This is a genomic window from Lacinutrix jangbogonensis (assembly GCF_000797445.1).
Taxonomy (GTDB): domain Bacteria; phylum Bacteroidota; class Bacteroidia; order Flavobacteriales; family Flavobacteriaceae; genus Lacinutrix; species Lacinutrix jangbogonensis.
The window spans coordinates 288,148-300,787 of record NZ_JSWF01000025.1 but is presented as its reverse complement, the minus strand read 5'-3'; the positions used below and the strand labels follow the sequence as shown (position 1 = coordinate 300,787).

Sequence of the window (12,640 nt, the reverse complement as noted above, 5' to 3'; positions counted from 1 at the left end):
AGCAGTTATCACAATGATCACAAATGAGGTCATCAAAAACCAAGACGTTGTTATTAAAGATGGAAACATAATATCTATTTCAGATACAAATGACAACAGGTATTCGCAAATGGTTATCATTGATGGGAGTAATAAATATATAATGCCATCGCTTTCCGATGCTCATGTACATCTTCCAAAAAATGAAAGTGATTTAGAAAAAATCTTAACTTTAAATTTAATTAATGGCGTTACCAAGTTGCGTTCTATGCGAGGCAATTGGAAGCATTTAGAATGGCGTAAAAAATATAATACTAAGCTTTCTATTTATCCTAAGTTATACTTGTCTGCTCCTCCAGTATCAAGAAAATTTGATTTCAGCAGCGAGCAATTGGCAGCGTATGTAAAAGCTGCTAAAGCGTTCGATTTTATAAAAATATTAAGCATTAAAAGCGAAATCGCTTTTAAGAAGTTAGACAGCTTATGTAAGATTAATAATATTAAAATAGGAGGGCACTTTCTTGGTAATGTTTCAGACGATGCTTTATTTAATTCAAATTTCACCTCTTTTGAACATTTAGGCGGTTTAACAGGAAGCCTAGATTTACTAGAAAGTAGATCTCAAGTCATTAAAGATAATACTATTTTTATTTGCCCAACCTTAAGTTGGTATAGTGTAGGATCTGGAAGGTATTCTTATCAAGAATTACGTAATCGAGTTGGAATGGAATATATTTCAAATTCAATAGTCGATGGTTGGATTGAAAAAACAAAAGCGTATCGTGAAAGAATTGGTTTGGAAGCATATCAAGAAGAAGTTGCCAATGAACTAAAAAAACTAGATTATAAATATCAAATTATAAAAAGATTGAATGATATGGATGTGAACATGTTGTTAGGTCCGGATAGTTCCTCTAAATATATGGTAGCTGGTTTTGGTGTTCTTGATGAAATGAAATTATTAAAGAACGCGAACCTGAGTAATTATGATATTCTTAAAATGACTACTATTAATTTTGCTGCTTTTTTTAATGAGAATTATGGCACAATTGAAGAAGGAAAAGAAGCAGATTTTATTCTTTTGAATGATAATCCATTAGAAAACCTTGAGGCGTTAAAGTCTATTCAAGGTGTCTATTTTAATAATAACTACTTAGATGATAAATATTTAACTGAATTATCTAAATCCATGATTCCTAATTAATTCTTTTATCAAAAATTATGTGAGTTCAATATATAAGCACAACTAAGCAAGAATTAGCCGTTATAAAGCGCCGAAATAAAAGTGGGCAATGAACCAAAATCAACGACAGGGAGCTGGAAACAAAGGGAGTAAATATACGAGCAATAAAACACATTACAGTCCTAGCGATCCGGATGCGTGTATTAGTGTTAAATCAAGGAAAGCAAGGGGACTTAATTATATGAGTTAGTTAAGTGTAGATATAGAACACCGGGTTATAATGGATATTTGGGCTTAACTATGCCGACAAATGGGATAATCTGTATTTACAGGATATTGTTAGGCGCTTAAAACCGAGATTATATCAATTGGGATTGCTCTGGCATAATTGCATGGCCGATAAAGGTTGCAGCAGTGGCGAAAACTGTGCTTTTTTGGAGCAGATTAATTTACAGCGTTTTATTGCGCCTCATGGCACCTGTAAAGGCGGTCCAGATAATTTTTATAATAATGAATCGCAAGACCATTATGTTTGTTTTCAAGGTGAGATTAGCCCATTTAAAAAAGTATTTAAAGACTACCGATCCCGTACCTTAAAAAAAGAGTATCGCGGTAGTACTTATCAATGCAAGGATTACCCAATAAAAAAGAGGTATTTAGGGAAGAGTGCCAAAGAGAAAAAATTTTCATACACCTACTTTAAGCCCGAGTATTAGCGTAATATTAAACGTGCTAATAGTGCGCAAGGTAGTTATATGAAAGCCAAACGGCAAAGCACGGTTGAAGTTGTTTTTTGTACACTCACTCAGTTTATGGGTTTGAGAAAAATAAACACAATAGGTAGCACAGGCAAACAATGTGATGCATTTATCAGCTATGGCTTATAACCCTTAAAAAGTACTTGAAGTTTACACAGAAACTAACGAGAACCAATGCAAAAGCACTTGGTCTATTGTTTTTTAAAATAAAGGGACTTCAAAACGAAATAATCTTCAATTTAATGCAATCAAAATTTAACTAAATCGCAGGTATAGAAAATTAAAAAAGCCCTAAAAATAGCTTAATTGAGTTCGGTTATTAACTTTTTAGAGAGTTGCGCAACGGTTACTAGTGTTACCAAACGTGTTTGTTTTTTGCTTCCAAACCATTCCAAACCATTCCGAAATTTGGTAAAATACTTCTTAATCGATTTGTCTAAAAATTGTCAGTGATCGGTCTTTGTGTTTTACTGCTTTGGTAACCAAAGCGTAGAATATGTAATTATTTGTTTGGTTAATAACCATTCCAATATTATTTTTACTAACTACACACGTATTTTCTAAATCGATGATTTTTAGCGTCACCTTAATCAAATAATTTAATTATAAGTATACCAGTAACATCAGCATTAGTTTCTTTTAGATAGTCCAAACATTTGGTTGATTTCAGAAACCCTTAAAATGAAAAAAACTGCCATATTGTATAGGTAATAACAGCCTTCTAAAAGCGCCAAATTCTCTGTTTTCTCAATAGAAATATTTTCTCCTTTTACCCATAGTTGAATTTTTGATCAGAGATTAATTCTGCTACAATACGAAAAAAGCCTCAATTATTGAGGCTTTTTTTTATCGGACACTACTGTTACGAAGACTATGAAATAAGGAACAGACTTATAACAGTTATCGTTTTAGTCATTACGTTTTTCCTAAACGTCTTCGTATTCTACTCAAGGCTTCAGGAGTAATGCCTAAATAAGATGCAATCATATATTGAGGCATAGATTGCATCACTTTTGGTCTGTCTTTAATCAAATTAATATAACGCTCTTCGGGAGAATTTAAAATAAAAGAAGCCTTAATATCGCATACTTTTATGTACAAACTTTCAGCGAGCAACTTTCCGAATTGCACAAAATTTGGAATGGCTTTGTACATAACGTCAACATCCTTTTTTTTTAAAACAACAACCGTACTATCTTCAGTAGCTTGTAAATAAGTAAAAGACTTTTTCTCGGTTAAAAAACTTGCATAATCTGTACAGAACTCACCTTCCAAGAAAAATTGTTTGCTGTATTCTTGACCATCAACCGAATAAAAACCTCTAAACGCTCCTTTATTTATAAAGGCAACAAAATCACACACCTTTCCCTGTATTAAAATAAATTCATTTTTTGAAAAATGTTTTACTGTTGTCAGCTCTTTAATAAGAATAATATCCTTTTCTTCTAAGTCTATAAATTGTTTGAAAAATGAAATAACCTGTTCACGCATTAGTTCTAAAGTGTTTAAAATTGAAAACGATAACCAAAATCAGGGAAAAAGCCATTTTGATTTATTTGTTCAACGCTATTGGTAGTTCTATTGTATTTCCTTGCAAAAATATTATCCCTATTGGTAAGGTTTTGTAAGTCGATGTAAAATTTATGAGCTGTTTTTTTCTTATTACTATTAAACGTCACTGAAAATTTTAAATCTAGCCTAAGATAATCTTTATATTGCTCACTAAACGCTAAATCATCTTGTGAAATTTCGTACCCTGCATTTTGCGAAGCTACTAAATTAACAGGAGTAAAACGCTTTCCTCCTGAGGATACAAAACGAGCATCGATAGAAAAAATATTTTTCTTATTCTCTCCAAATTTAAACTCTTTTCCAGCTAAAAAATTAACGATGTGACCCGTATTAAATGGGGTGCTTCGTTCGATGCCATCACTACCTTTATAGGTGCTCTCAAAAAAAGAACTTGTTATCATGGCATGATATCCTTTGCTAAATGATTTTTCTAAGGTGAGTTCCAACCCTATGTTTTCTCCAGTTCCGGAACTAATTAAATTAGTGTTATCTGTTGAAAACGTGAAATCTGCTCCTTCAGTCAACGAAGAATAACTTGATGGGGACCCGTCTATGGCAGCATTATCTATTTTTTGATAATAGGTTTCTATTTTTGCTCTCCAGCTAGGTGCAATTTTAACATCATAGCCTAAAACATAGTGCTGACTTCTCACAAAATCTAAATTTTCATTAGGGTTTGTGATAATTCCATTGACTTCTTCAGTTAGAAATAATAAAGGTGTGGCTATATTTTGATGATGAAGACCGTACCCTAGATTTATTGTGTGTTTAGGGTGTATTCTATAAGACATAGAGGCTCTTGGTTCTAAAACAAACTGTTTATTAAGATCACTATACATGGTATGTATTCCTGTATTTAGGGTTAATTTTTTAGTCAATCTGTATTTTGTTTGAATGTAGGGTTGAAATACATTATAACTACCGTTAATACTTCTAATGGTCTCTAAATCAGGGGTTCCATCACCGTTTAAATCTTCTTGTTCATCTCGCTGTTTTCTATCTAAATCTGCTGAGAAATTCTCTAATAATAATCCTGTTCTAAGGGTGAATTTATTGTTGATTTTAGTATTGAATAATGTTGAAAAAGTTAATCTAGTTTCTTCATTGTTACTTTCCGCAAATCTTAGTGGTCTTTCGCTATCGGTATCCAAATCAATAATACGGTCTTCTTCAAAATCGCTGCTATTGGATGCGCCTGCAATGACTGTTTTTAAATACGATTTTTCGCCAATGCTCAGTAAATGGGTAGCTCCAAAGACAGCAATGTTAGAGGTCACATAAGAGTTTTCATCTTCTGCTGAGAAAAGATCATCTTCATCAAAATCTTCACCAATTAAATCGATGCTTGATGTACCCATGATTCCAAATAGAGAAAAAGTACCAAGTTTACTTTTTCCTAAATTAAGATTAAATGAAATATCAGCATAATTAGGTGTATCGCTTGTGCCTGCACCTCCTATAAGTCCGATAAGCGAGTATCTTGCAGCCACCAAAAACGAGCCGTTATTTTTTCTATTCAATGGCCCTTCTGCCGTTCCTTCTAAACCACTGAATGCGCCCATCTGAAAAGAATACTCATATTCATCTTTATTTCCATTTCTAAAACCCAAATCAAAAACACCTCCAATTGCATTACCATATTCTGCAGGGAATGCAGAGGTTATAAAATCTGAATTTTTAAGAAGATTTGGATTTAATGCAGATACAGGGCTTCCTGTTGTACCTAATGCCGAAAAATGGTTAGGACTTGGAATGGGAATACCTTCTACGCGCCATAACAGCCCTGTTGGAGAATTACCACGAACTACAATGTCATTACGACTATCGTCTGGTGAAGCTACTCCTGCGAAATTACTTGCCAAACGTGCAACATCACCTCTTCCACCAGCATATCTAGAAACTTCTTCTACACCAAATTGACGTGCTGAAACTGCCGAAAATTTGTTTAAAGATCTTATTTTATTCGTACTACTTGTCAGTACTATCTCATCTAGACTAGCATAAGATTCTGTAAGTACTACGGTAATATCTACGTCTTTTCCTGTACTCACTTCAATATCTGGAATTGTACTGGTTTCAAAGCCAATGTAACTAACTCTAATTGTTTGTCTACCAATAGGAACCTCTGTGATTGTAAAATATCCATCAAAATCTGTAACTACTCCTTTGGAAATTTTAGCCCCCAAGAGTTCTACACTAGCTCCCATCAGTGGGAATTCGGATTGTTTATCGATAATTTTACCTTTAATAGTACCATTCTGTCCATAGACTATGGAGGTGAATAGTGTGAAAATAATATAAATTGATTTCTTCATTGTAATTGGTTTAATTTTTATTTCTGCAAAGAAACAGTGCTTCAAACCTCAAACTCGTTAACTTAAATCAATAAATTTGGTTGCGTGATAAAATTAATAAAAATTGTATAAAGTTGATAAGGAATATAGACTTAGGTTCTAGTGATTTTTCCTTTTATCCCAAAATATTAATGATTCGTTATATGTCTTGTCCTGAAATACGGCTGCAGGTTAACATTTAATTAAACTGATAATTTATAGACCATATTTGGTGATCTATAATCTAAAGATAAATGTATTTTTGTTTCGTTGTTTAAATTAATTTTATTTTTTGTAGCTCTCTTTTCGCATGCTGTGTTTGCAAAGGTTTGGTCTAGATGAAATTCATCTTTTAATATTCCGTTTACGCCTGCTGCCATTACATATTCATAGCAATGATTTTCTTCAGTCATACTAATATTAATCTTTTTTCTTTTGACTATTTGTGTGTATACATTACTGCAATATTGTATTCCTCTGTCTTAATGATTGTATTAGTTCTTTAATGTTTTTAGCTTGGTATGCTTTATTAAGTGTCCTCACACATCCATTAATTTATAGGCTATCACTAAAGGTTATAGCCTACTATTTTCCTTGAATACATATCTGTTATTAACGCCAGATAACAAAAGCCTTTTACGGTTCTAATGTGTGTTATATCAGAAGCCCAAACCTGATTTGGTCTTTTGATTTTTAGGGTCTTTTATACTATTGTTATATTTATAAAACCGATGATATGAGTGCGTTGTTCTGGCGCTGGTTTTTCTTCTATGTGTTAGCATTTGATGTTTTCTAAGAACATTAAATAAAGTATCTCTATCAATTTTTAGGTTTGCATTTTCAAACTCGTGATGCAATGATTTTATGAGTGTACGTAAGCCTTCTCTAGGAATAGGTTTACGTCTTTTTCTAACGCTGTTTATAATTTTGTGTTCTAGTTTTAAACGTTTATCAGCTCTGTTCTTATGCTTGTAAAAAGCATCACGTTTTAATCTAAAACAATAAGTTATAGTAGTTAAAGAGGCAAAGTCCTTAGATTGTTTATTAGCTTTGATTAAGGCTTTATACTTAACTTTTTTTTAGTTCTGTTACAGATTTATAGCCAAGATCTTCAGCAGCTACTTCTAGATAAGAATCTTGCGTCATAGTATCGAGATCCTTTTTAAGTAGTAGCTTTTTAAGTTATTTAATCTCTTTTTGAAGTGCTTTAATTCTAGATATTTCGTCTTTGGTTTCCACTTTTACTTTGGTATTCATTAAGTCGTTACGATTGTATTTTTTAAGCCACACATTAACTGCTCTGGGTGCAATAGAATAGCGTTTGCAAAGTTCACTTTTGGTGTGCTTTCCAATACTAAGTTCGGCTAAAATTTTTAATTTAATAGGTTCACTGTAACGTCTAATTACTTTGTTATTTCTATACGTAATGTTAAAATTATGTACCTTTATTCAGTGCGGGTCATTTGTACTGGTAATTATTTTTATACTGCTTAAGTTAGCATTATAATAAAAACACTAATTAAGATATATAATTCAGAAAGAATAAAAGAGTGCAGTAAGCTTGAAATATGCGGTGAAGTTTAAAAGGTCAACAACATTTATAATGCGCCCTCTTTTTTACTAAAACTCACGTTGAGTTCTTTGAGGCATTAGATTTCGTTTTCAAGTTGTTTTGATGTTCGTATTCTATTCTTTCATAAAATCAGTTCTTAGAACTAAATATAAGGAAATTTTTGGAGTTGATATCAGTAAAGATGTACTTGATGGTAGTAAAAGGGGACACGATCAATTTAAAAACACAAAACAAGGATTCAAAGATTTTCAAGCCAGTTTGACTAAAAACACAATAGTAGTTATGGAAGCTGCAGGTCATTATCATTATAGATTAGCACAGTTTTTGTATAATGAAAAGGTTATAGTTTCTGTTGTAAATCCTTTATTAGTAAAGCGATTTTTCCAAATAAAATTAACGAAAGTAAAGATGGATAAAAGCGATGCTAAACTAACGAAGTTCAACTTTATAATGCATTAATAGCGTTCCATAGTGAGTGTTTATAACTATTTAGACTTATGGATAGCTTTGTATAAATGCGGACCATGACTAAGAATAAAATACATGACTAAGAAGTTTTAGGATTTCTATTACCAAGTGTTTATCGTTCGTTAAGGCGCACAGAAAAGCATTTAGAGAATGAGATTAAGTGTCTTGAGTCTAAACTAATAAATTTAGTTAAGGTTGGTCAATCACTTCAGCGCACCTCATTAAAAAGTATTCCAGGTACAGGTGAAAAAACTGCATTATTTTTAACTATAGCTACAGATGGTTTTAAAAGGTTTGAAAAAGCCTCATAGCTTTGTGTTATGCGGTTAAAGCGCCAGTTATTCGAGAATCGGGTGGTCGTGTAAGAGGCCGAAGTAGGATTAGTAAAGTTTGAAATTAAAAACTGTGAAATTTGTTATTTATGTGTTCCTTTAATGCCTGTAAACATACTAAATCTTGTCGTAAACTCTACGAGCGTATCGTTAATAAAGGCAAGAGTAAAAATTGAACATTAATAGTGGTAATGAATAGCCTTTTAAAACAGAGTTTTGCCATAGTAAAATCTGGATTACCTAACGTTGAAACTTATGTTTCAGCGCTACCAAAATAATGAGGTATTCCATTTAAAAAAAAAGTAAAGCTCAAAAAGATAACTCTTTTTGAGCTTTATATAGTAGTGTTTGACATTAATTAAAGAAAGAGTTTTTTCACCTCAGTTCTTTGTTATATGCAGGCTTTTCATTCTGTATTAAATCAGTTATAGCATTCCAAAGTTCAATTCGTTTTTCTAATGATTGTTTCGCTACAGTTAATGTTTCATTCCATTTTTGCTCATCATCTTTACATAATTCAGAAATCATATCAAGAGATAGAGGACCGTGTTCATCTCCGTCAAGTTCAATATGTCGTTCGAGATAGTAATTTATTTTGCTGTATAATTTATTTTCAGAATCTGAAGTCTTAAGAATTTCGATAAACATATCAGGAATAACATCTTCTCTTCCAAATGTAAATGAAGAAGCCACAAGGTGTGGTTTATTTGTCTGTATAATCGAAAATGTGAATTTAACAAAGTCAGCGACTCTTTTGTCTACATTAATTTCATTTAATGAATATTCAACAGAATTTCCGAATTCTATATGTTTTATAAAATTATTGATTTCAATAGTATTTCCATTTATTTGCAACATTGCATCTAAATACATTTCAAAATGACTCTTTGGTTCTCCCAATTCATTAATGTCACTTTCTTCTCCGTGAACAATTTCATTTATAAACCTTGATAGTTTTGGGTTTTTTGGTGGTGTCCAAGGTGTTTCAACTTTAGTGAGGTTTATTTGAATATTTTTTAAAAGAGACATAAAATCCCATACAGCAAATACGTGATTTTCCATAAAAATTTTTATGTCACGAATGTTATTTAGATTCTTATAGAGTTTATGGTTTTTTAATTGATTTCGTAATTCGGAAATCTCATTTTCAATGTGCTGTATTTTATTCATTATTTTAGTTTACATATTGTTTGATTTGTAAATTAACGGTTGTAAACTGAAAATATAGGATATTAGAAATAGATATTATAAATGGTGTAATAACTTAAAGATACTAAGCAATCCATTAAAAGCATTTAAGAAAGGATTTTTAAGGCTTAAAGAAAATAATATTTGTTTATATTTTCTCAAAAGTTGCTTTTTTTAAACCAACAAATAACTCATTATGAAGTTCTTTTTAAGTTCAGTGTGAGCTTACATATAACGTGTTTCTTTAGTTTGTATTAAATAACTAATTTAGTAAATACAAACTGAATAGAAAATCCGCAAGGATTTTCGAAAGTAAGCTTGTACTAGTAATTATTTTTATACTGCTTAAGTTAGCATTATAATAAAAACACTAAATTAAGATATATAATTCAGAAAGAATAAAAGAGTGCAGTAAGCTTGAAATATGCGGTGAAGTTTAAAAGATCAACAACATTTATAATGCGCCCTCTTTTTTACTAAAACACACGTTGAGTTCTTTGAGGCATTAGATTTCGTTTTCAAGTTGTTTTGATGTTCGTATTCTATTCTTTCATAAAATCAGTTCTTAGAACTAAATATAAGGAAATTTTTGGAGTTGATATCAGTAAAGATGTACTTGATGGCAGTAAAAGGGGACACGATCAATTTAAAAATACAAAACAAGGATTCAAAGATTTTCAAGCCAGTTTGACTAAAAACACAATAGTAGTTATGGAAGCTGCAGGTCATTATCATTATAGATTAGCACAGTTTTTGTATAATGAAAAGGTTATAGTTTCTGTTGTAAATCCTTTATTGGTAAAGCGATTTTTTCAAATAAAATTAACGAAAGTAAAGATGGATAAAAGCGATGCCAAACTAACGAAGTTCAACTTTATAATGCATTAATAGCGTTCCATAGTGAGTGTTTATAACTATTTAGACTTATGGATAGCTTTGTATAAATGCGGACCATGACTAAGAATAAAATACATGACTAAGAAGTTTTAGGATTTCTATTAACAAGTGTTTATCGTTCGTTAAGGCGCACAGAAAAGCATTTAGAGAATGAGATTAAGTGTCTTGAGTCTAAACTAATAAGTTTAGTTAAGGTTGGTCAATCACTTCAGCGCACCTCATTAAAAAGTATTCCAGGTACAGGTGAAAAAACTGCATTATTTTTAACTATCGCTACAGATGGTTTTAAGAGGTTTGAAAAAGCCTCATAGCTTTGTGTTATGCGGTTAAAGCGCCAGTTATTCGAGAATTGGGTAGTCGTGTAAGAGGCCGAAGTAGGATTAGTAAAGTTTGAAATTAAAAACTGAGAAATTTATTATTTATGTGTTCCTTTAATGCCTGTAAACACACTAAATCTTGTCGTAAACTCTACGGGTGAATCGTTAATAAAGGCAAAACTTAAAAGTGAGCATTAATAGGAGTAATGAATAGCCTTTTAAAACAGAGTTTTGCCATAGTAAAATATGGATTGTCTTACGATGAAACTTATGTTTCAGTGCTACCAAAATAAGGAGGTATTCCACTAAAAAAAAGTAAAGCTCAAAAAGATAACTCTTTTTGAGCTTTATATAGTAGTGTTTGACATTAATTAAAGAAAGAGTTTTTTTTACCTCAATTCTTTTTTTGTAACAGGCTATTCATGGTTTAATTTTTAAAATTGATGTTATTCATTGTTTGTTTTTTCTGAAGTTCAGTTTATTTGTTCCCATTATTAAAAGCCACAAACAAATTCCAATTTCTCCAATTGGTGCGGGAAATCCAACAATGTCCGAGATAATTGTTTTATTAAAATCTGAATATAAGAAACCCCCAAAAAATGTAATCAAATATCCAAAACAACCTGCCATTAAAAATACACCTAAAACTTTTGGAAGAAAGTCAGATTTGTAGACTAAATAGCCAAACGGTAAAAGCCAAAGCCCCCAAAATATTTGTGAAACTTGAACTCCATTGTTGTAATTTTCGAGATATAGCATTACTTGAGTTTGAAATTCCGTTTGACCAATTTTTTGTGCGTATTCAGAATTATTAATTAAAGTTAATACTGAAAATTTATTTAGAATATTGACAAAAGAAATGGGTATACTTATTAGAGCAAACAATACCATAAATTTTGCGGAAACTTTATTTACATTCCGGAGGAGGTTATAAAGTGCCAATGGTAATAACATAAAAATAAGAGAAGAACAAATTGCTGTTACAATACCAAGTCTAAACAAAAGTTCAGAACTTCTTATGTTTTCCAAAGTCTTTGTTGCATTTTGTAAATCAATTAGCTCTAATGGAATGAAGACAAGGTAAATAAATCCAGAGATTATGAGTAATAAATATAGTATTCCAGCAACTCTTGCTTTTTTGTTTCTTGACATAAATTTTTCTATTTAATATTATTCTCTCTAGGCCATTTCCAAGCATACCAAACGATTAAAAAAGTAATAATACTTTCTAAAAATGCTAAAAAAACATAAAAACTACCCCATTCAGTCATTGAATTAAACCCTATAAATAACATGATTACAGTAAACAATGTTCCAAAAACAATATTTAGAATTCGGTTTATTTTTGATTTAAGAATTATTGACGTTCCGACCATTATCGAAGGAATTGCCATAACTATCGATGCTATTAATAATTTGGTAGGACTGTCTAAAATGTTTTCGCCTGTAATTAAACTGTTTATTTTATTTGGTGTGTACAGCTCATAGTAGTCTCCATATAAATAACAGAAGGTTGCAGAAGCCCATAATGCACCAAGTTTAATTTTGATATTTACTTTTGGATTTTCTAACATATTGGTTTGGTTTTATGATTTATAAAGTGTCTCTATCTATAAAGACGTAATTTCGCTCTAAATGGTTGCCTACTGTTTTTTTTTATTTTTAGTAAATCCTATATTTGAAGTTGTTCAATTCCAATTGTTTTTATTTTCTTTTATGTTCGGATGTTTCTTTCTTGTGCAGATCCTGTCCAGTAGGCGATTTCCAAAACACCATTAGTAAATACAAAGCCATTAGGAGTGTCCTCTACTTGTAAACGGACATCAAATGAAATTGAGTGATTATTAGAAGAATTAAAATTGATTGTGCTACATTCTGAAATAGAGTTTCCTAAGTATTGAATATTTTCCATACTTATATCATGTATTTGAGAAAAGGAGTTTATGGTAAACGAAAGGAACAGAAAGGTAAATATCTGCTTAATAATTGTAAAATTTTCATAATTTTGTTAAGTTTTAAATTAATTATTTTAGACGGTAA

The 12,640-nt window shown here is 31.2% G+C and carries 11 protein-coding genes and 2 pseudogenes; 4 read left to right on the top strand and 9 right to left on the bottom strand.

Translation table 11 applies throughout. The annotated features are described in order from the left end of the window. The first annotated feature begins 13 nt into the window (after window positions 1–13). The gene (locus RH82_RS08205; protein WP_034059692.1) at window positions 14–1,183 is read left to right on the top strand and encodes an amidohydrolase family protein; all 1,170 of its coding nucleotides are present in this window, start codon (window positions 14–16) and stop codon (window positions 1,181–1,183) included. Window positions 1,184–1,554: 371 nt separating this feature from the next. Then, entirely contained in the window at window positions 1,555–1,878 is a 324-nt protein-coding gene (locus RH82_RS17770; protein WP_052158262.1) for a hypothetical protein, read from the top strand. Between the two features lie 957 nt (window positions 1,879–2,835). On the opposite strand, the gene RH82_RS08195 is transcribed toward RH82_RS17770, so the two are convergent. The 5 genes from RH82_RS08195 to RH82_RS18805 form a co-directional block, all read right to left on the bottom strand. Beyond that, window positions 2,836–3,411, bottom strand: a complete 576-nt coding sequence (locus tag RH82_RS08195) for a Crp/Fnr family transcriptional regulator (protein WP_034059690.1) — start codon at window positions 3,409–3,411, stop codon at window positions 2,836–2,838. A 14-nt stretch (window positions 3,412–3,425) separates the two neighbouring features. After that, on the bottom strand, window positions 3,426–5,807 hold the full coding sequence (locus RH82_RS08190; RefSeq protein ID WP_034059689.1) for a TonB-dependent receptor: 2,382 nt from the start codon (window positions 5,805–5,807) through the stop codon (window positions 3,426–3,428). 221 nt (window positions 5,808–6,028) lie between these two features. Next, window positions 6,029–6,238: a hypothetical protein gene (locus tag RH82_RS18375; protein ID WP_156112438.1), complete on the bottom strand. Its 210-nt coding sequence runs from the start codon at window positions 6,236–6,238 to the stop codon at window positions 6,029–6,031. Between the two features lie 155 nt (window positions 6,239–6,393). After that, window positions 6,394–6,516: a DDE-type integrase/transposase/recombinase gene (locus RH82_RS19235; protein WP_156112441.1), complete on the bottom strand. Its 123-nt coding sequence runs from the start codon at window positions 6,514–6,516 to the stop codon at window positions 6,394–6,396. Window positions 6,517–7,007: 491 nt separating this feature from the next. Further along, on the bottom strand, window positions 7,008–7,178 hold the full coding sequence (locus tag RH82_RS18805; RefSeq protein WP_241148025.1) for a hypothetical protein: 171 nt from the start codon (window positions 7,176–7,178) through the stop codon (window positions 7,008–7,010). A 322-nt stretch (window positions 7,179–7,500) separates the two neighbouring features. On the opposite strand from RH82_RS18805, the pseudogene RH82_RS19325 reads away from it, so the two are divergent. Beyond that, a pseudogene (locus RH82_RS19325) lies at window positions 7,501–8,476 on the top strand (IS110 family transposase). A 97-nt stretch (window positions 8,477–8,573) separates the two neighbouring features. Here RH82_RS19325 and RH82_RS08170 read toward each other — a convergent pair. Next, on the bottom strand, window positions 8,574–9,368 hold the full coding sequence (locus tag RH82_RS08170) for a DUF3050 domain-containing protein (protein WP_034059687.1): 795 nt from the start codon (window positions 9,366–9,368) through the stop codon (window positions 8,574–8,576). A 549-nt stretch (window positions 9,369–9,917) separates the two neighbouring features. On the opposite strand from RH82_RS08170, the pseudogene RH82_RS19320 reads away from it, so the two are divergent. Next, a pseudogene (locus RH82_RS19320) lies at window positions 9,918–10,893 on the top strand (IS110 family transposase). Between the two features lie 157 nt (window positions 10,894–11,050). Here the strand turns inward: RH82_RS19320 and RH82_RS08160 are convergent. From RH82_RS08160 to RH82_RS08150, 3 genes are all read right to left on the bottom strand, one after another. Next, on the bottom strand, window positions 11,051–11,752 hold the full coding sequence (locus RH82_RS08160; protein ID WP_052158261.1) for a DUF4386 domain-containing protein: 702 nt from the start codon (window positions 11,750–11,752) through the stop codon (window positions 11,051–11,053). Window positions 11,753–11,760: 8 nt separating this feature from the next. Beyond that, a complete protein-coding gene (locus RH82_RS08155) occupies window positions 11,761–12,174 on the bottom strand; it encodes a DUF6326 family protein (RefSeq protein ID WP_034059684.1) in 414 nt (137 codons plus the stop codon). Between the two features lie 140 nt (window positions 12,175–12,314). Beyond that, a complete protein-coding gene (locus RH82_RS08150; RefSeq protein ID WP_034059681.1) occupies window positions 12,315–12,512 on the bottom strand; it encodes a hypothetical protein in 198 nt (65 codons plus the stop codon). Window positions 12,513–12,640: the final 128 nt, after the last annotated feature.

What these genes read in the sequence shown, in the direction of transcription:
- RH82_RS08160 (WP_052158261.1), bottom strand. Translation starts at nt 11,752, where the DNA reads ATGTCAAGAAACAAAAAAGCAAGAGTTGCTGGAATACTATATTTATTA.
- RH82_RS08195 (WP_034059690.1), bottom strand. Translation starts at nt 3,411, where the DNA reads ATGCGTGAACAGGTTATTTCATTTTTCAAACAATTTATAGACTTAGAA.
- RH82_RS08170 (WP_034059687.1), bottom strand. Translation starts at nt 9,368, where the DNA reads ATGAATAAAATACAGCACATTGAAAATGAGATTTCCGAATTACGAAAT.
- RH82_RS08155 (WP_034059684.1), bottom strand. Translation starts at nt 12,174, where the DNA reads ATGTTAGAAAATCCAAAAGTAAATATCAAAATTAAACTTGGTGCATTA.
- RH82_RS08190 (WP_034059689.1), bottom strand. Translation starts at nt 5,807, where the DNA reads ATGAAGAAATCAATTTATATTATTTTCACACTATTCACCTCCATAGTC.
- RH82_RS17770 (WP_052158262.1), top strand. Translation starts at nt 1,555, where the DNA reads ATGGCCGATAAAGGTTGCAGCAGTGGCGAAAACTGTGCTTTTTTGGAG.
- RH82_RS18375 (WP_156112438.1), bottom strand. Translation starts at nt 6,238, where the DNA reads ATGACTGAAGAAAATCATTGCTATGAATATGTAATGGCAGCAGGCGTA.
- RH82_RS08205 (WP_034059692.1), top strand. Translation starts at nt 14, where the DNA reads ATGATCACAAATGAGGTCATCAAAAACCAAGACGTTGTTATTAAAGAT.
- RH82_RS08150 (WP_034059681.1), bottom strand. Translation starts at nt 12,512, where the DNA reads ATGGAAAATATTCAATACTTAGGAAACTCTATTTCAGAATGTAGCACA.